This window comes from Asticcacaulis sp. P2_C5, assembly GCF_056404555.1.
In genome coordinates this window covers 285,062-303,499 of sequence record NZ_JBFUDU010000003.1, presented here as the reverse complement: position 1 = coordinate 303,499, position 18,438 = coordinate 285,062, and the positions used below count along the sequence as shown (strand labels likewise).

The window sequence follows — 18,438 nt, the reverse complement described above, 5'->3', positions numbered from 1 at the left end:
CAGCCATGTTTGATCACCCCGAATATCAGTATCTCAACCTGCTGCGCGACATCATGGACAATGGCGTGCGCCGCGACGACCGCACCGGCACCGGCACATGGGGTCTGTTCGGACGGCAGATCCGCTTCGACCTGTCGAAGGGCTTCCCTCTGCTGACGACCAAAAAGGTCCACTTCAAGTCGATCGCCGTCGAACTTCTGTGGTTCCTGCGTGGCGATACCAACGTCAAATTCCTCCACGATCACGGCGTCAGCATCTGGGATGAATGGGCCGATAGCAACGGCAATCTCGGTCCGGTCTATGGCAAGCAATGGCGCTCGTGGGCTGCGCCCGACGGTCGCGTCATCGACCAGATGACGCAGTTGGTCGAGAACCTGAAGGTCAATCCCTATTCGCGCCGCCACGTCATCTCGGCGTGGAACCCGGCCGAGGTCGAGGACATGGCCCTGCCGCCGTGCCACTGCCTGTTCCAGTTCTTCGTCGCTGATGGAAAACTGTCGTGCCAGCTATACCAGCGCTCGGCCGACATCTTCCTCGGCGTACCGTTCAATATCGCTTCCTATGCCTTGCTGACCCATATGGTGGCGCAAAGTGTCGGCCTGCAGGTGGGAGACTTCGTCCATACCTTCGGCGATGTCCATCTCTACCAAAACCACCTGGAGCAGGCCAAGACCCAGCTGGAACGCAGCCCCCACGCCTTCCCGACCCTGAAAATGGCCCCCAAGAGCGACCTCTTTGCCTTTGAATTCAGCGACTTTACGGTTGAAAACTACCAGTCCCACGGCGCGCTGAAGGCGCCGGTCGCTGTATGACCCCCAAGATCAGACTGTCGCTCGTGGTGGCCATGAGCGACAACCACGTCATCGGCAACAAGGGCGGCCTGCCCTGGCACCTGCGGTCGGACCTGAAGAAATTCAAGGAAATTACTCAGTTCAAGCCGATCATCATGGGCTCCAACACCTGGGACTCGCTGCCGAAAAAGCCCCTGCCCGGCCGCCTCAACCTGGTGCTCAGCCGCGACCTGAAATTCGAGGCCGAGGGCGGGATTGTGTGCAGCACCCTGTTCGAAGCGATCGATATCGCCAAGGAACATGCGGCCGACGACGGCGGCGACGAGATCTGCGTCATCGGAGGCGCCAATGTTTACGAACAGCTCCTCGTCAAGGCCGATCGGTTATATGTCACCCATGTCCATGCCCAGGTCGAAGGCGATACATACTTTCCGGCCATCGACCCGGCCAGGTGGAAAACCGTGTCCAGCGAAGACTTTGCGCGTGCAGACGGCGACGATCACGACTTCACCCTGACCGTTTACGACAAAGTGTGATCGCCCGGGGCTTGCGGACATCCGACGGGCGACTATGATCGCGCCATGAGGTTTCGCGCACTCGCCGTTTCGCTGGTTATACTTGCTGTGCCGGCGTGTTCGCCCAGGCACGACAAGACCAGCTTGCCTGACTTGACACCCATAGACGACATAGTGCGGCCCGTTGTCACTCAGTCGCCCGGTACCTTCAGCCTGGCCAGCCCAATCGCCTGCACCATCGGCAAGGATTGCTTCATCCAGCAATATGTCGACCATGACCGGTCAAAAGACTACGCTTTCGACTATCTGTGCGGGCACGCCGTCTATGAAGGCCACGACGGCACCGATATCCGCCTGCCGGACAAGGCTGCCCAGGCGCGCGGCGTCGCCGTCCTTGCCGCCGCCGACGGCGTGGTGATGGGTATGCGCGACGGCGAACCCGATTTCGACGTCGGCGCCTTCGACCAGGCCAAGGTCGATATGGACAAGGCCTGCGGCAATGGCGTCATCATGGACAATGGCGACGGTTGGCAAACGCAGTACTGCCATATGCGACGCGGATCGGTCATCGTAAAAAAGGGCCAGGTGATCAAGACCGGCATGCCGTTGGGAATGGTCGGCCAGTCCGGCGACGCGGCCTTTGTCCATCTGCACCTGACCGTCCGCCACGACAAGAAGCCTGTCGATCCTTTCGGTACGGCGACCGAGTGCTCCGGCGCCTCTGCCACCACGCTGTGGCGGGCCGAACTGCGCGACCAGATGGTCTATCGCGGCCGTCAGGTGCTCAATGGCGGTTTTTCAGGGACCCCGGTGTCCATGGATCAGATCGAAACCGGCGGCATAGCCGCACCAAACCGGTCCAGCCCTGTCCTGGTCGTCTATGTCCGCGGCATCAACCTCACTGAGAATGATATCCAGACCCTGACCCTGTATGGACCTGACGGCGCTGTCCTGGCAAAGAATGAACTGCCGCCACTGGACCGCAACAAGGCCCAGTATCAGATATTCACGGGCGTGAAACGGACGTCCAGCCAGTGGCCTGCCGGAACCTATTACGGCGTCTACGCGATCACCGCCGGAAGCCAGATAGTGGTTCGAAAAGCCTTTAGCCTGCCCCTCTCCTGAGCCGCCAACGACCTCGTTCTCCGCTGGGGATAATGTTACTTTATGCGTATCTGTGCCGTGCTACACCTGCGTGCATTCTAAAAAAACTGATCGAAACATTACAGGGAGCTCCCCCATGCCCAGCAATTATCAGCCGTACCTCGCGATCAACTATCTTGTACCGCTCAGCGGAATTTTCCCGCCGCGCAACGCCGACACCTATCACGGTCAGGCCGTCCATAAATTCGCCATCGGTGATATTGACGACGGCATCAACAGCGCCCCCAGCTATCTGGGCGCCGTGCGGATGTTTGCCGGCAATTTCGCCCCCTATCAGGATGCCTATGCCGCCGGCCAGCTTTTGCCGATCTCGCAGAACACAGCCCTGTTCTCGATCTACGGCACGACCTACGGCGGTGACGGCAAAACAACCTTCGCGCTGCCCAATCTGCAAGGGCGCATTCCGGTCAGCGAACACCAGGGACCGGGACTGACCGACCGCTACCTGGGTGAGACCTACGGCACTGACGATGTCGTCGTGACCCAGAGCGCCCTGCCGCCCAGTTCCGGGGGGACCAGTTCGGGCGACAACAGCCAGCCGTCCCTGGCCATGCACTACATGATCAATGTCTATGGCATCTATCCCAGCCAGAATGCCGAGGTCGACGGCGGTATCATGAGCGGCGAGATGAACACGATCGGCTTCATCTCCCTGTTCGGCGGCAATTTCTCGCCAGTGGACTATGTCGAATGCGACGGGCGGCTGTTATCCATCGCCGATAACGAAACCCTGTTCACCATTATCGGCACGACCTACGGCGGTGACGGCGTCACAAACTTCGCCGTGCCGGACCTGCGCGGCCGCGCCATTCTGGGCGCCGGCAATGGTCACTATCTGGGCGAGGTCCAGGGCTCGGAAAATCTCGGCATTACCCAGGCCAACATGCCCGCGGCCATGGGTGGGTCCAACCAGCCGATCAACAACGACCAGCCCACCCTGGCGCTGAATTACATCATCTGCCTGCAGGGTATCTTCCCCAGCCGCAATGCCGACGTCAACAATGCCGACGGGGACGAAGCCTATCTCGGCGAAATTGTCGCCTGGGCCGGCAATTTCGCGCCCAAGGGCTGGGCCCTCTGTGCCGGCCAGACCCTGGCCATCAACCAGAACCAGGCGCTGTTCTCGCTCCTGGGCACGACCTATGGCGGCGACGGCCGGACGACCTTCCAACTGCCGAACCTGCAGGGCCGCGTCGCCATGGGCGCCGACGGCGGCAGCCACGCCCTGGGTGAGGTCGGCGGCAGCGACAGCTTCACCCTGACCATGGCCGATATTCCGGCGCTGAGCTTCTCGGGCAATGGCGCGCTTTACGGCGGCAACCTGAACGACGTCATCAATGGCGGCGGTGCAAATGACACCATCACCGGCAACGGCGGCAACGACACGCTCAATGGCAATAACGGCAATGACAGCCTGAATGGCGGCGACGGCGCCGACACCCTGACGGGTGGCGAAGGCAACGATTCGATGGACGGCGGAACCGGCCTCGACACCATGACCGGCGGCAATGGCAATGACACCTATTACGCCGATATGTCGAAGGACACGGTCGTCGAATACAATGGTTCGACCGGCGGCGTCGACCTGGTCATCACCACGCGCAGCTTTACCCTGGGTAACAATGTCGAAAACCTCACCATGCTGGGGAATGGCATTATCGACGGCAGCGGCAACAGCCAGGCCAATGTCATCCTTGGCAACAATGCCGCCAACACGCTTTCCGGCCAGGCCGGCAATGACAATATCGATGGCGGCGGTGGCAATGACACGATGAACGGCGGCCTGGGCGACGACACCTTCACGGTCGGCGCGGCGGGCGACGTGGTCAATGAAAATCCCGGCGAAGGCACCGACACAGTGCGTTCAACGGTCGACTATACCCTGGGCGCCAATCTCGAAAACCTCGTCCTGCTGGGCGTGGCGATCAACGGCACCGGCAATGACGTCGCCAACAGCCTGACCGGCAACGCCTCCGCCAATGTGCTGAACGGCCTGGGCGGTGACGACACGATCGACGGCGGCGCTGGCAAGGACACCATGAATGGCGGTCTCGGCAACGACACCTACTATGTCGACAATACCGACGATGTCGTCTTCGAGACCCTGGGCCAAGGCAGCGACCTGGTCATAGCCTCGGCCAGTTTCCGCCTCGATTCCAATGTCGACAGCCTGAACCTGGTCGGCACGGCGCTGATCGGCGTCGGTAACGGCCTGGGTAACAAGATCACCGGCAATGCCGAGAACAACACCCTGGACGGCAAGACCGGCAACGATGTGCTGGACGGCGGCGCCGGCTCCGACACCATGATCGGCGGGGCGGGCAATGACACCTACTATGTCAGCACCTCGGCCGATGTGGTCACCGAGAATCCCGGTGAGGGCACCGACCTGGTCATGACCAGCGTTGGCGGTACCCTGGCCGCCAATATCGAAAACGTTACCCTGCTGGGCAGCGGCAATACCAGCATCAAGGGCAATGCGCTCGACAATGTCATCATCGGCAATACCGGCGCCAATACGCTGAACGGCTATGGCGGCAATGATACCTTCACCGGCGGCGGTGGCGCCGATACTTTCCTGTTCCTCGCCGCCAGCGGCGCAGACAGCATCACCGACTTCTCGGGCGCGCAAAACGACACAATCAATGTCAATGCCTATACGGGCGGCGTCGCCCATGCCGGCTATATTACCCAGACCGGCGTGAACGTCACCATCGACCTGGGCGGCGGCAATGTCATCACGGTACTCAATGCGGTCCAGGCCGATGTCCTGGCCCACATGGTGTGGTAAACCTATAAAAACCCTGTCGGTGACCGCCGGCAGGGTTTTTGAACTGTCGAAAATGGCGAGCTTTATGGAATAAGGCTGCCGACGCCCTGCTTGACGATTTCGCCGAACAGGCTGCCCTTCTTCTTTTTCTTCTTGCCGTCATCGCCCTGTTGCGGGGGCTGTTGCGGCTGCTCGTTGCCGGATGGTGCCGTGGCGGTGTCGTCATCATTATGGCTGCCGCCGAACATGCCGGTGCCACCCATTCCGCCCATGCCACCCATGTCCTGGCCCAGCATGCCGCCGGTCGTCGAGCGGTAGCGTATCTTGGTCGTCCACTGGATATTCCACGCCACCTTCGGATCGGCCGGACGCGCCGGATAGCTGAGATTGGTCTCGCCGCCATAGGCCGTAACGCCGTACATCGCGCCTTCGGTCGCCTTGGCGACTTCGGATGGCACCGTGCAGCCCGTTGCCGTGCCGGGGAGCAACACCTTCGACGCCGTCAGCCTGGCGATATCGCCGGGCGTCATATAGTCGGGCGCCACGCCCATCCAGCCGGTCTGGGATGCGGCTGAGGTCCACATAACGACGACGTCCTTGCTGCCGCCGATGACGGTGGCGACAAAGCCCTTGGCACCCGGAATCGCCGCCCAGGTCAGGGGCACGGCGCCCGAGGCCGATTTCTGGTTGCCGCTGACCTGGATCGGCGCCAGGAAGTCCTGGCTCTGGTCCAGGGTAAAGGCGATGTTCGGCGCATAGTTGGCCTTGACCGTATGGGCGCCGACCAGCGAGCTGTTACTATCCAGGCCCGTCTTGCTCTTGACGTTCGGCCATTCGCCGAACGATTTGAAATGGCTGGGCAGCGGCGGATTGACGGTCTCGAGCGTGACCGACGGCGCCATCTGCCGCATCAGGGTCGTGCGCTGGGCTGGATCGGTGATCTTGGCCAGGTCGATAACGACCGGCTGGCCTGCCGGTGCGTGTTCACCGCAACCCCAGAAGATCAGGATCTTGCCCTTGGGGGCTTCGTAGGTTTCCGGTGTCGACGGCGTGTCGTCGCGCGGCTGCGAAGGGCCGGATGTGACAACGGGTGCCTTGTAATAGAGCGGCAGGTCAGCGCCGGCATCGAGAGTTGCCGGCGGCAGGTGATCGCCCTGGGCCTCACCGGTGGCAGTCTGGCTGGAGCCCAGGCGCAGGCTCATGGTGTGCTGCGCCCCGCCGTTCATCATGTTCATCATCGACGACATGGACGGGCGTCCACCGCCCTGCAGGCCGCTCATATTGAAGCCGGAGCTGGTGGTCGTATCGATCCAGTACTGGGCGACCGGTCCGGTCACCACCTGTTTCGGCGTCGTTTCCGTGCTGCCCGGCCCGCCCAGGCCCAGCACCATGGCGGCTGAAATGCCGGTCACGGCGACGCCGCGCAGAAGCCTGTTACGCATCTTACCCATAGCCGTTCTCCCAGTTTGCGAAAGCTGTTCGCAAAATACGGGAATGCGGCATGGGCGACAACATGCCTAAACAGGCAATTGGTGGAATTTTTCGCTAATCCCGGCCTAGATAGGAAACATTTAGGATGATCTATACGAGTTGACCAAGCAGCGTGCGCTCGAATGGGTTGAGATCGCCGTGCGTACCGCTCTCGACCTTGCGCACCCAGTCGGGATCGGACAGCAGGGCGCGACCGATGGCGACCAGATCGAATTCGTTGCGCTCCAGGCGTTCCAGAAGTGCTTCGATCGAAGCCGGTTCCGAACGCTCGCCGCCAAAGGCCGCGATAAACTCCCCGCTCAGGCCGACACTGCCGACCGTGATCGTCGGCACGCCCGTCAGTTTGTGCGCCCAGCCGGCAAAGTTGAGGTCCGAGCCCTCAAACTCCGGCTCCCAATAACGGCGTTGCGAGCAGTGCAGCATGTCGGCACCGGCGTCGACCAGGGGCCGCAGCCAGGCTTCCATTTCATCCGGCGTAATGGCGTTGCGCGCGTCATATTGGCCCGACTTCCACTGCGACAGGCGGATAATGACCGGAAAGTCGGGCGAGACCACAGCGCGCACGGCCTTGAGGATTTCGGCGGCGAACTTTGTCCGTTCGCCAATGGTCGCGCCGCCCCATGTGTCGTCGCGCTTGTTGGTCTGGGCAAAGAAGAATTCGTCGATCAGATAGCCGTGGGCGCCGTGCAGCTCGACGGCGTCGAAGCCCAGGCGTTCAGCGGCTGCTGCCGAACGCGCAAAGGCCGAGATGGTGTCGGCAATATCGGCGTCGCTCATAGGCTCGACGGCCGGCTTGCCTGACAGCGTCAGGCCTGAAGGCGCATCCATCGGCGTCGGGCGATAGTCGGGATTGTTGCCCAGCACGATGCCGGTGTGCCAGATCTGCGGCGCGATTCGGCCGCCGGCAGCATGAACGGCGGCGACCACCTTGGCCCAGCCGTCCAGCGCATCGCCATAAAAGAAGGGTATATTGGCTTCGTTCTTCGACGCCGGCCGCTCGACCACCGTGCCTTCGGTCAGGATCAGCCCGACGCCGCCCTTGGCCCTTCGCTCGTAATAGTCGACCACGGCCTGGTTCGGAATGCCGCCCGGCGAGAAGTTGCGCGTCATCGGCGCCATGACCACGCGGTTGGGCAGGGTCAGGGACTTGAACGTAAACGGTTTGAACAGGGCAGCGAGCGACATGGGCATCTCCGGTTTCCCCAGATGTAGGCACGTCAAGCCTAACTGTCACCGGGACAGTTATGATTTATTCGGCAAAAATGTGGACAATCGCGTCACCCGTGTCGCGGAACTCCTGAGCGACACGAGGAAACTGCGCGATACAGACGCCCAGGATCACGACACCGATAACGACGAACACCCCTGCGACCAGGTTGCGAAGCCAGGCTGCCTGCTGTTCCATCCGAGCAACTTGCAGGGAGCGGCCCCAGCGCCACAGATAGAAGCCGTGCCGCGCCAGGTATCTTTGGCCATCCAGCATCATCTCGCCGCGCAGCAAGAACATCAGGCCGATTCCGATGGCGCAGATGGCCCAGCACATGAATATCAGCATGTTGTCGCCTGTCATGCCGCCTGCGATGCCAGCGAGAAAGCAGACGGCAAAACCGGTCCAGCCGATCAGCATGACCAGGTTCAACAGCCAATACAGCCGATCATACAGGTAGGGCGCGCCCGGTGCCTGAACGGCCCTTGGTCCACCGGTCAGGAGTCCCCAGACAGCCCGCACTAACATGAAACAGCCTATGGCGATGAAAGCCAGAGGTACGGCCAGAAACAGCCCGCGGGTTTGCAACAAGGTCAGCAAGTTAACGGACATGACACCAATCGGATGAGCCATACATTGTAGCTGAAGCGACTGTTCCTAGAGGCCGCGATCGTCTTCTGCCTGCTTAATTTGTTGACACGTCTCGAAATTGGAAAATTCATAGACAAGCTTCAAATAGGTATCATGCAGATTTTGCGCATCAACTTCCAACTGTACGATGGAAATAGTCTGGGACGCGCTCGCCTTCGGCGACCAAAATGATACCAGGACTCGCTCATTTTGATTGATCGACGCGGCCCAATCATTTTCCCGGCTCCAAAGGGCGCCATCTCTTAGAAAATCATACGACGTCGGCTCACCGTATTTACCACTCAGCGCGGCGAGCATGCCTTTAAAATCAGCTTTTACATCATCGCCGCTGCTATCATTTTCATGAATCTTACCAAGGCCTATGACCTTGCATACACCAGTCTCTTTCGTAGCCAGAACGAGATAAGACTCAAATTCGGAGTTCGGCAGAGGTGGAACAACGCTATAGCCCTTCAGCGGCCCATCCGCTTCTACAGTATCAACGACCTTAAGCGTCGAGACAGGTGTTCCCATATCGATGCCAAACGCTCCAGCGTGGGCCGAACCAACAACCAGCCAAAGACATCCGGCAGCAACGGCTATGCGTCTGAACATTGCACCCTCCCCCATTTCACGTAAGCCTTAACTATTGCGAGCCGATATGGCAATACCCGTCACAACCTTTCCAAAATCGAGACATAGTTGGCAACCGCCCCTCCGCCCATGTTGAAACACATGCCCAAATTCTGGCCGAGCTTCGAGTCGGGCAGCTGCATCTCGCCCGCCTCACCGGTCAGTTGCTTTGCGGCGATGACGTGCATCGACACGCCGGTCGCGCCCACCGGATGGCCCTTGGCCTTTAGCCCGCCCGACATGTTGATCGGCAGCCGTCCGTTGCGCCCGGTGCCACCGTCGATGACCAGCTCACGGGCCCGACCGGGTTCGGCCAGGCCCATGGCCTCGACCGACAGCAACTCGGCGATCGTGAAACAGTCGTGGACCTCGGCGAACGAGATATCGCCGACGTTGACTCCGGCCTGCTCATAGGCCCTGGCAAACGCCCTGCGGGGTCCTTCGAAAGCCGTCAGGTCCTTGGCCGACAGTGGCAGCAGGTCGTTGATCTGCTGGGCGGCGCGGAAACCGACGGCACGTTTGAAATCGCCGGCCATATCCTCGCGCACCAGCACGATGGCCGCCGCCCCATCGGAGACCAGCGAACAGTCGGTTTTTTTCAGAGGCGCAGCGATGATCGGGTTTTTCTCGGATGCATAGCGACAGAAGTCCAGCTCCAGCGGCTTGCGCAACTGGGCCAGCGGGTTATGCACGGCGGCGGCGTGGTTCTTGGCGGCGATATGCGCCATGGCCTCGGTCGGGTCGCCCCATTTGGCCTGATAGGCCAATGCAAACTGGGCGAAGATTTCCGGAAACGACAGCCCCGCTTCCTCGCGCTGATAGCTGGCGGCGCCCAGGGCGCGGGTGACGCCGGCGCCATCGACGGCGGTCATCTTCTCGGCTCCGACGACCAGGGCGACCTTGATCCGGCCGGCGGCGATGGCATCCATGGCGGCGTATAACGCAGCCGACCCCGAAGCACAGGCGTTTTCCAGCCGCGTCGCCGGCTTGAAGCGCAAGCCCTCATCGGCGCTCAGGATCATCGACGAACAGAAACCGTCGGGTACCATGCCGGCGTTGAAATTGCCTAGCCAGACGGCATCGACGTCTTCGCCGGTAATGCCGGCGTCATTCAGCGCTTCCCGCGTGACGGCATGGATCATCTCTTCCAGCGACAGGTCGAGTTTACCGAACGGGGTGTGGCCCCAACCAACGATAGCGGCTTTCATGCGCGGGTCTCCCAAAAACGCGTATCAAGGTCTGCGAGGAAAAGTTCGATTGCGGTCACGGCCTCGCCTTCGTCGAGCATGGGAGCATGGCCGCGATTGGCGACGGTAACGGCCCGCATGCCGGTATGGCGCTCGGCCATCCGCTCCAAGGTATCGGCCGATAACAGGTCGGAAATGCCCCCGCGCACCGCCAGTATGGGGAGGCCCTCCAGCTTGTCCCACATACCCCACAGGTCCGGAGGTGCTACTGTAGGCTCAGGGGTCGCGAAGGCATTGGCAATCGCGGGATCATAGGCCGGCTTGATGATACCGTGACCGTCGACGGCATAGGTCCGGCGCGCAAAGTCGAGCCAGTCATAGTCATGGTAGTCCGGGAAGGCCACGCCATTGACCTCTTTGGCCCGTTGCGCTGCCTCGGCCCAGCTACCGACCACGACGCCTTTGCCCGTATAACCGGCGATGCGCGCCAGGCCGGCCGGGTCGAGTTCGGGGCCGACATCGTTGATCACCATGCCGATGACAGCCTGGGGGGCGATATTGCCGATGATCATGGCCATCAGCCCGCCCATGGAGGTGCCGACAATCGCCGTCCTGGCCAGGCCCAGGTCGCCCATCAGCTTGAACATGTCCTGGACATAGATGCCGGGATTGTAATTGGCCGGTTGGTCGTCCCATTGCGACTTGCCGCGGCCGCGCTGATCGACCGAGATTACGCGGTAATGCTGCGACAGATGGGCGGCGATCCATTCGAAATCGGCGCTGTTGCGCGTCAGGCCGTGCAGGCACAGCACGGGCATACCGGGCCCGCCGTAGTCACGGGCATAGAGCTGCAGGCGTGTATCGGCGCTCTGGTACCAAATGTCGCTATATGTGGTCTGCACCCGGACCTCCCTGTTTTCGGCGTACTTAGGCCCATTCTTATAGTTTGTCGCGATACTATTTTTCAACATACGTTGAATACCATTATTCACGCTATTGCGACGGAAAATTTGACCCGGGGGGCGCAGCATGGCACAGGTTCGCCGTCACAAAATAAGAGAACGCCGGTCTTGGAAGCACAACTGAAGACAACCGACCGCAAACGCCCGCTGCCTAAGGGGGCCGGCAGCCAGAGCCGACGCGAACTGGTGCTCGACGCCGCCGAAGCCCTGTTCTCGGAGCGTGGATTTTACGGTGTCACGGTGCGCCAGGTGGCCGACCTGGCCGGTGTCGATGTCGCTCTGCCGAACTACTATTTCGAGTCCAAGCGTGGCCTGTTCGACGCCGTCTTCCTGCGCCGCGCCGAGATCCTCAACCGGCAACGCAGCGACACACTCGACAGCGCCCTGGATCTTGCCCGCAACGAAAACCGCCTGATCCAGGTCGAGGACATTCTCAATGCTTTCATTCGCCCGGTCATGGCCGCCCAAAGCGCCCAGGATCCGGGCTGGCGCAACTATTGCCGCCTGGTCGCCGAGGTCAATTCATCGGCCGTATGGGCCGGTATGATGAGCGCGCACTTTGACAGCCTGATCGCCAAGTTCATCGCCGCCCTTCATGCCGCCCTGCCCGGCGTTAGCGACAAGGACATGTACTGGGCCTATCATATGCTGACCGGCGCCCTGACCCTGACCATGGCCGATACCGGCCGTATCGATCGCTTGTCGGGCGGGTTGTGCCACTCCGGCGATGCCATCGACGCCTACAGCCATCTGGTCAGCTTCTTTGCCCGCGCCTTCGAGGCCCTGCCGAAAAACGCCTAAGTTAGAAGCCGTTCGACCATGCCCAGATAGCCGCTTCCGAAAAGCCGGAAATGCACCATAGCCGGCCACAAGGCGTAAGGTGTGTAATAAAAACAGACCTGTTGGCGTACAATACCTGTTACGCTCGGTCATTGTTTAAGCTAGAAATACAACGCTTTGCGTCAGCCGGCAGGCACTTGATCCGAGCTCGAAGGGACACGACCATAAGCGCTGCTATCTCAGCCGCCCAAAAGCTAAAGTTGGTGGGTTCACTGCACGGTCAGCTGCTTATTTTATGCCTGTCACTATGCGTTCCGAATACGGAACCTCAAAACGCTTGCCGCAATAAGATCAACTGTTTAGCATCGAAATTCGACGACGGGGATTGCCATGTCAAAATTCGAGCAAGCAAAAACTGATCTCCTCAAGGAGCTAGCCAAATCGAATTCAGATCCGAGAATGCTTTCGAGTCTCAGTGACGCGCTGCTTGATAGCGCTGAGGGTTCCGTTCGCTTCACAGTTGATGCTCAACACATAAATAGGCTGGGCCTTGAACTCGTCGGCAAACAAGAAACAGCCTTATCGGAACTTGTCAAAAACGCTTATGATGCCGACGCTACGACCGTAGATGTGAGTTTCACGAATTACGATCAGCCGGGTGGTATCCTTGTGATCAGAGATAATGGATCGGGGATGACAGCCCAAACAATCCGAAATACTTGGATGCGTCTTTCGACCAACGATAAAGGTGATAACCCGGTATCACCACGTTTCGGACGCCGACGCGCAGGGAGGAAAGGAATAGGGCGCTTTGCTGTTCAAAGGCTAGGCAAAACGTTATTACTCGAAACCGGACTGAAGGGTGATAAAGAAGGCATCCGCGTTCGTTTTAACTGGGAAGGTGAGTTCACTGCTGGCACAAACTTAAATCAGGTCTGGCACGAAATTGAAACCTATCCCAAAGACCCTGAGACATCCGGTACAACTCTAAACATTCAAGATCTTCGCGATCGGTGGACCGAGGTCGCATTCGATCGAGTTTGGAAATCAATTCTATTTTTGCAGCCGCCTTTTGCAGCATCAAAGAAAAAAGACGCCAATATTGATGAATTTAGTGTGCGTATTAATGGTGTAAATAGCGGTAAACGCCGGATTGATCTTAACCTTGAGAACAGTTTTCTAGCACACGCGCTTGCAGAGATTACGGGTACTGTCGATGGCAGTGGCGTTGGCACATTCAAAGTAAAATCCGATAAATTGGGGATGGATGAAACCTTCGTATCGGATTCAAAATATTTTCTCACTGGCCCCCTTGAGCTTCAAACTAAATATTTCATTTACCTGGCTGAGACGATGTCCGGCATTTCCGTTCGATTAGCTGCAGAAATGGGTCGCGCTTACGGCGGTGTTCGTGTGTATAGAAACGGCTTCAGGGTGCTTCCCTACGGCGAGCCACATGATGATTGGTTAAAACTTGCCGAAGACGCCGCCCGAAGAAATGTCTTGGTCCCGGCCAACAATTTCAGCTTCTTTGGCCACGTCGATTTAGACTCGATAAACAATCCACTGCTTGAGGAAACTAGCTCAAGAGAAGGCTTTATTGAGAATGAGGCATTTGCGGAACTTCAGCTCTTTACACGCCGGTGCATCGAATGGGCGGTTCTTGAAGTGGCCGCCGTTCGTAAACGGAAGACAACAGCTTCCCAACCAGGTTTTACATCTACAGCACCAAACAAACCCTCCGAAGCCATTCGACAAAAGCTCTCGGAATTTAAACGGGAGGCCGCAAGCGAAGGAAGTTCGGTGCCAGAGCCCGATAAGCCGGACGAGCCCAAAGCGTCGCCTAGCGACAGCAGCAGCACAGAAAAGTTGCTCGGCGAATTACTTGAGGACGCAGAGGCGTTTGAACAGGACGTAAATGATCGATTGAATCGTTCAATAGAATACGAGAGCATGCTGCGCATCCTTGCGTCGCTTGGAATTTCGATCAGTATTTTTGGTCACGAAATCAAAAGCGCAACAACGGGTGTTGATAATAGCCTGGCCCTGGCGTCGATTGACACCGACGAGTTGAAAGATGAAGCTGAGAGGGCGCTAATCCACGAAGATCTCGGTAAAATTAAAAGTGCCACCGATCGAATATTCGATCTCGGCAGTTACGTTGAAGCGTTGATTTCCCGTACAAGGTCGAGGGCACTGACCCGCGTCCACCTCAACGCCAGCGTCGACCGGTTTGTCACTCAATTCAAAACTTACCTTCAAAAACGCCACATAGAGTTCGAAGTGGATATTGTTCCATACGATCTTATGACACCAGCGATGCATGCCTCCGAGTTTGACTCTGTTCTATTCAATCTTTTAACAAATGCTGCGAAGGCGATCGACAAAGCCCAACCGGTGAAACCCAAGTTAAAGATTACGGGACGTGACGATGGCGAATTTATAGTCGTAGGTTTTCAGGATAACGGCACCGGGGTAGCGGATAAAATCAAAGGCAGAGTGTTCGAGCCGTTCTTCACGACGACTGAACAAGATGGGGACAGTATTTCAGGGATTGGGACTGGGCTAGGGTTAAAAATTGTAGCTGACATATCTTCAGCTTATGGTGGTCGAGCGTCGCTCCTAGATCAAGTTGACGACGGCTACAGCACTCATTTCGAAATTACGTTCAGGAAATAGACAAGATGGTTGGCTACTTTATCGATGATAAAAAGGACGACCGTGAAACGATTTCACGTCTTCTAAGTACGGCACAATTGACGATAAACCCTGAACTGCCTACGGAACCGGTCGCTTTAAAAGACAAATTGGTGGCGGGCGGGACAGATATTCTTGCGCTCGACTTCCGGCTCGACGAAGAAGATTTGAAGGAAAATCGCTACAAAGCGGGGGCACTGGCGCAACTGCTTCGAGAAGCTTTGATAGAATCACCAGCGCAGGACTTTCCAATTGTACTGATTTCGACCGAAGAGAACATCAATCAAATCTATAATATCGATAAGACATCTCACGACCTTTTCGATCAGAAGTACCTAAAAGGCAAATTATCGAACAAAGAGTATCGAGATATGTGTCGACGTCAGCTTTTTAGCTTAGCTAGCGGGTATCGTGAGATCTACAAATGTACGCGGGCTGCCGGATTCCCATATAACCTCCTCAACATTGCTTCCGACGAATGGGAGGTCATTTCCCCTCACGGCTTATTGACTGACCTGAACGGCGCAAAAGGCATACCCCATGTTATTGCGAAGCTCCTATTGCGCCAAGTCATCGAACGCCCAGGTATCTTATTAAGCGCAAAGGACGTTGGTGCGCGGCTCGGGATTGAGGCTGAAAATGAACAGCATGAAGCCGCTTTCAATTTTCTCGTAGATGCTGGACTTGGGTATAATGGCATTTTTTCAACCGGCTGGCCCCGTATTTGGCGCCACAATCTTGATCGCTGGGCGGCGGAATATTTTGAAGAACCTCTCACGTCAATTCCAGGTGACCGCAGAGCTAAGACATTAAGCAAAATCATGAAAAGAGATTTTACTCCTGCGGTCTCCAAATGGACAGGCAGACCTGACGAGCTCTTCGCATTTGCCTGCGCGATATGTTGTTACCCTACCGAAATGCGGAATTCGTTAGCTCTGTACGACAAATATCTGTTGCCATACGTCGAGCGAAAGCGCGCGTGTTTTGATTGCATCGTAAAGGGCGCGCTCGATCAACATCCAGGGGTGACGATTGATGAAACTGATGCCGAACTCGGCCAGCGAATTCGATCAGGGGAAATCAAGCGGCCATGAAATATTTGCCAACCGCTTCTGAAATGGCGACCGCCCTCCAAAATACGGTCAAGAAATACGTGGATGCCGGTATTGTTGAAGCTGACAGCTACGGCGCTATCGGCGCCGCAACGACTCGATTGCGCGACAAAAAAGCCAGCCGACAATGGGACTTCAGTATATCAAAAGGAGCGCCCATTAAATTTACTCAGTGCCAGGACAAGCGTGACAACAGCCTGTTCAACCCACTCATAATGGCTAAGGGTATTGGTATTAATGACGCCGCAGCGTTTCCCTATGTGAGTTGGGATGTCTCACTTGTCTTGGAATATCAAGCTGGTGATCGTCAGATTCCAAAATGGCATTTTGATCTGGGGAGTAAACTGCAAGACGGACCGAAACTCCACCTTCAATACGGAGGCCATATTCACGATGACCGGGCATTAGATATATCGATTAAAGAACCTCGCTGGACCGCCTACCCACTTGATATCATTCTGCTGATGGAGGTCGTTGCTGCAAACTTCTTTCCGAAAGTCTGGCGCGACAACCTTCGACAAGACGCTACTGTTAGAAATATGATCAAGGCAAGCGAAACGCTTTGTTATCGCCCACTCCATGAGAGAATGACCGAGTATTTTGACAAGCCAGTCCTCGGCCGAGAAGCGACACTGCTTCATTGTTGCTGGAACGACACCTGGGCTTAACGATTTTTGGCCTTCCGGTCTGGAACTCTTCGTTTCCGGATTGCTGTCAGTTCAGCAGGCAGAACGTTCATCCAATCGGCCTTATCAATATCGAGAGCCGAGAGGATGAATTCGTCGGCGAGATTACGGGCAAGAGCCGATTGTCCAGACCTTAGCGCCAAGTCGATTGTTGAATAGACAGATGTTAAATGTGCTGGGTCGAACACCGACGGCATCAGGACGCTAATGCGTTCCGCATCGCGTGGTTCGTGTTTGAGCACACCTGAGCCATATTTTCTGCCAACGATTTCAGCGGAGATCTGGGAAAACGTACTGAGCAGCGATATCGAGAGCAATTTACATTTGTCTTCCGACACCAGCGGCTTCAAGAATGCACGATGCAGTGTATTCGTGCAATTTGCCCCACTGTGGTTGAGAATTAAACGTGGTCCGAGGTGGTGCATCACCGGAAAAAACGCTGGCGGTATATTTCCGTCTTCCGGAGAAGTCCAACATGGCCTCTTTCCATAGGTACCTACGGATTTAATTTTTTCTGCCGGATATCTATCGATGTAGGCCTGAAGCGCAGGTTCGTTGCCAGTATTGGCGCAGTTGACAAGCAGTGCCCTACCGCCCTTTTCCAAGAGCTTATTCTGATCGTCACGACTAAAGTACAAGCCGTCGAAATAGCTGAATTTGGAAAGAACAGGTCTCAACTTATCTTCTGAAATGCCAAGCTCACGGGCGCGGTCGCGAGTTAGCAGAAAAAAGGGATTATCTCCGGTTACGAGGCCGATACGGATAGACAAATACTTCCCCAAGGTCTCACTATATGGCGAGGCTCCCAACGAATCTAGCACAGACCGCGCTTGAGGTGAAATTTGTCCTGTAACCGCTGCACTACAATCGCTCGTGGAAATCAGTTCACCCGCGAGCCAGGCGTTTACTGAGCTCGCCAGCCCCGAAAGGTCTGGACAAACAGACAGCGATATATCTGCCGGCACGATAGAGCGGGGCTGGGAGGTGAAGCCTTCTCCGAGCAGAATGACAGTCTCCTCATCTGTCCCTTCTTCCAAAAACAATCGCTGCTGTACTGAGAACGCCCTAATTTTCTCAAATCTAGCGGCCAAGAATCGTCTCACCCCGTGAGCGTAATCCGCCTGAAGGAAGCTTCCAGGCAAGACCCAAGCTATACGTCCGCCGTCAGCAAGATTGCCAATGGATAAGGCAACAAAATATGCCCATAGACTTGAGCGCTGCCCCAGTTTGAGCCCGATTGACTTTATATGCTGCAGCGCAGGGTCTCGAACAATAGGGTCTATCTTTTGATACGGTAGATACGGGGGATTGCCGATGACGACATCAAATTGGCCGCGCCAACTCTCGATTGAGGCGACATTTAAAAAATCACCTTGGATGAAATGCCCGAGCTCAGCTTGATCACCAAGCGTATTGGATAAATGTTCAAAAGCGTTCGGATCGACATCACATCCGTAAATTTGACTCTTGGGATTAATGTTTCCCAAAGCCTTTAAGCGATCAACCGCGGATTTTAAAAAGCCGCATCCACCGAAGCTCGGCTCAAGGATACGGTCATCTGCATGTCGAATTGACCAGTTTGATAACAAGTCACTGATATTCGAAGGCGTATAAAAAGCACCCAACTTACGTTTGTTAGCTGCCACTCTCACCATTTATCGGCCTGTTACTTCCACAAATCGTTGGCAATTCCTTGCCGCGGCGGCGGCTGTCAAGCAGCCTTAACATGAAGCCACAGCGCGGTAAATAAAACCTTATCTCGATTCGACGCCAACCTTCCGGCTTTGCTAACTTTTTGTCCAACCAAGAAATT

Annotated in this window: 15 protein-coding genes; 8 read left to right on the top strand and 7 right to left on the bottom strand. The window is 56.9% G+C overall.

From position 1 onward, the window contains the following. Window positions 1-5 precede the first annotated feature (5 nt). The 4 genes from AC1DXO_RS07285 (at window position 6) to AC1DXO_RS07270 (ending at window position 5,261) form a co-directional block, all read left to right on the top strand. A complete protein-coding gene (locus tag AC1DXO_RS07285; RefSeq protein ID WP_476977454.1) occupies window positions 6-812 on the top strand; it encodes a thymidylate synthase in 807 nt (268 codons plus the stop codon). Further along, entirely contained in the window at window positions 809-1,327 is a 519-nt protein-coding gene (locus AC1DXO_RS07280) for a dihydrofolate reductase (protein ID WP_476977453.1), read from the top strand. Before AC1DXO_RS07285 ends, AC1DXO_RS07280 begins: the two co-directional genes overlap by 4 nt. Window positions 1,328-1,372: 45 nt before the next feature. After that, on the top strand, window positions 1,373-2,431 hold the full coding sequence (locus AC1DXO_RS07275; RefSeq protein ID WP_476977452.1) for a M23 family metallopeptidase: 1,059 nt from the start codon (window positions 1,373-1,375) through the stop codon (window positions 2,429-2,431). A 115-nt stretch (window positions 2,432-2,546) separates the two neighbouring features. Further along, window positions 2,547-5,261, top strand: coding sequence for a tail fiber protein (locus AC1DXO_RS07270; RefSeq protein WP_476977451.1), 2,715 nt, complete (start codon window positions 2,547-2,549; stop codon window positions 5,259-5,261). Window positions 5,262-5,323: 62 nt separating this feature from the next. Here AC1DXO_RS07270 and AC1DXO_RS07265 read toward each other — a convergent pair whose 3' ends face one another. The 6 genes from AC1DXO_RS07265 to AC1DXO_RS07240 form a co-directional block, all read right to left on the bottom strand. Further along, the gene (locus AC1DXO_RS07265) at window positions 5,324-6,691 is read right to left on the bottom strand and encodes a hypothetical protein (RefSeq protein WP_476977450.1); all 1,368 of its coding nucleotides are present in this window, start codon (window positions 6,689-6,691) and stop codon (window positions 5,324-5,326) included. A gap of 130 nt (window positions 6,692-6,821) precedes the next feature. Continuing rightward, complete coding sequence (locus AC1DXO_RS07260; protein ID WP_476977449.1) at window positions 6,822-7,916, bottom strand: NADH:flavin oxidoreductase; 1,095 nt, start codon at window positions 7,914-7,916, stop codon at window positions 6,822-6,824. Between the two features lie 64 nt (window positions 7,917-7,980). After that, entirely contained in the window at window positions 7,981-8,550 is a 570-nt protein-coding gene (locus tag AC1DXO_RS07255; RefSeq protein WP_476977448.1) for a hypothetical protein, read from the bottom strand. Window positions 8,551-8,595: 45 nt separating this feature from the next. Further along, complete coding sequence (locus AC1DXO_RS07250) at window positions 8,596-9,183, bottom strand: hypothetical protein (protein WP_476977447.1); 588 nt, start codon at window positions 9,181-9,183, stop codon at window positions 8,596-8,598. A 59-nt stretch (window positions 9,184-9,242) separates the two neighbouring features. Further along, window positions 9,243-10,409: a thiolase domain-containing protein gene (locus AC1DXO_RS07245; protein WP_476977446.1), complete on the bottom strand. Its 1,167-nt coding sequence runs from the start codon at window positions 10,407-10,409 to the stop codon at window positions 9,243-9,245. Continuing rightward, on the bottom strand, window positions 10,406-11,290 hold the full coding sequence (locus tag AC1DXO_RS07240) for an alpha/beta fold hydrolase (RefSeq protein ID WP_476977445.1): 885 nt from the start codon (window positions 11,288-11,290) through the stop codon (window positions 10,406-10,408). Before AC1DXO_RS07240 ends, AC1DXO_RS07245 begins: the two co-directional genes overlap by 4 nt. Before the next feature lie 168 nt (window positions 11,291-11,458). On the opposite strand from AC1DXO_RS07240, the gene AC1DXO_RS07235 reads away from it, so the two are divergent. The 4 genes from AC1DXO_RS07235 (at window position 11,459) to AC1DXO_RS07220 (ending at window position 16,607) form a co-directional block, all read left to right on the top strand. After that, window positions 11,459-12,151 carry a TetR/AcrR family transcriptional regulator gene (locus AC1DXO_RS07235; RefSeq protein ID WP_476977444.1) on the top strand — a complete coding sequence of 231 codons (693 nt, stop codon included), beginning with the start codon at window positions 11,459-11,461 and terminating at the stop codon, window positions 12,149-12,151. A 369-nt stretch (window positions 12,152-12,520) separates the two neighbouring features. Further along, entirely contained in the window at window positions 12,521-14,809 is a 2,289-nt protein-coding gene (locus AC1DXO_RS07230) for a sensor histidine kinase (protein WP_476977443.1), read from the top strand. A gap of 5 nt (window positions 14,810-14,814) precedes the next feature. Continuing rightward, window positions 14,815-15,921: a hypothetical protein gene (locus AC1DXO_RS07225; protein WP_476977442.1), complete on the top strand. Its 1,107-nt coding sequence runs from the start codon at window positions 14,815-14,817 to the stop codon at window positions 15,919-15,921. Beyond that, complete coding sequence (locus tag AC1DXO_RS07220) at window positions 15,918-16,607, top strand: hypothetical protein (protein WP_476977441.1); 690 nt, start codon at window positions 15,918-15,920, stop codon at window positions 16,605-16,607. Before AC1DXO_RS07225 ends, AC1DXO_RS07220 begins: the two co-directional genes overlap by 4 nt. Here AC1DXO_RS07220 and AC1DXO_RS07215 read toward each other — a convergent pair. Further along, window positions 16,604-18,271 (bottom strand): HsdM family class I SAM-dependent methyltransferase, encoded by a 1,668-nt coding sequence (locus AC1DXO_RS07215; RefSeq protein ID WP_476977440.1) that lies wholly within the window; start codon window positions 18,269-18,271, stop codon window positions 16,604-16,606. The two genes, AC1DXO_RS07220 and AC1DXO_RS07215, sit on opposite strands and share 4 nt — an antisense overlap. Window positions 18,272-18,438: the final 167 nt, after the last annotated feature.

Excerpts from the sequence above, each read along its gene's own strand:
- AC1DXO_RS07285 (WP_476977454.1), top strand. The coding sequence starts at position 6 with ATGTTTGATCACCCCGAATATCAGTATCTCAACCTGCTGCGCGACATC.
- AC1DXO_RS07280 (WP_476977453.1), top strand. The coding sequence starts at position 809 with ATGACCCCCAAGATCAGACTGTCGCTCGTGGTGGCCATGAGCGACAAC.
- AC1DXO_RS07275 (WP_476977452.1), top strand. The coding sequence starts at position 1,373 with ATGAGGTTTCGCGCACTCGCCGTTTCGCTGGTTATACTTGCTGTGCCG.
- AC1DXO_RS07270 (WP_476977451.1), top strand. The coding sequence starts at position 2,547 with ATGCCCAGCAATTATCAGCCGTACCTCGCGATCAACTATCTTGTACCG.
- AC1DXO_RS07265 (WP_476977450.1), bottom strand. The coding sequence starts at position 6,691 with ATGGGTAAGATGCGTAACAGGCTTCTGCGCGGCGTCGCCGTGACCGGC.
- AC1DXO_RS07260 (WP_476977449.1), bottom strand. The coding sequence starts at position 7,916 with ATGTCGCTCGCTGCCCTGTTCAAACCGTTTACGTTCAAGTCCCTGACC.
- AC1DXO_RS07255 (WP_476977448.1), bottom strand. The coding sequence starts at position 8,550 with ATGTCCGTTAACTTGCTGACCTTGTTGCAAACCCGCGGGCTGTTTCTG.
- AC1DXO_RS07250 (WP_476977447.1), bottom strand. The coding sequence starts at position 9,183 with ATGTTCAGACGCATAGCCGTTGCTGCCGGATGTCTTTGGCTGGTTGTT.
- AC1DXO_RS07245 (WP_476977446.1), bottom strand. The coding sequence starts at position 10,409 with ATGAAAGCCGCTATCGTTGGTTGGGGCCACACCCCGTTCGGTAAACTC.
- AC1DXO_RS07230 (WP_476977443.1), top strand. The coding sequence starts at position 12,521 with ATGTCAAAATTCGAGCAAGCAAAAACTGATCTCCTCAAGGAGCTAGCC.
- AC1DXO_RS07225 (WP_476977442.1), top strand. The coding sequence starts at position 14,815 with ATGGTTGGCTACTTTATCGATGATAAAAAGGACGACCGTGAAACGATT.
- AC1DXO_RS07220 (WP_476977441.1), top strand. The coding sequence starts at position 15,918 with ATGAAATATTTGCCAACCGCTTCTGAAATGGCGACCGCCCTCCAAAAT.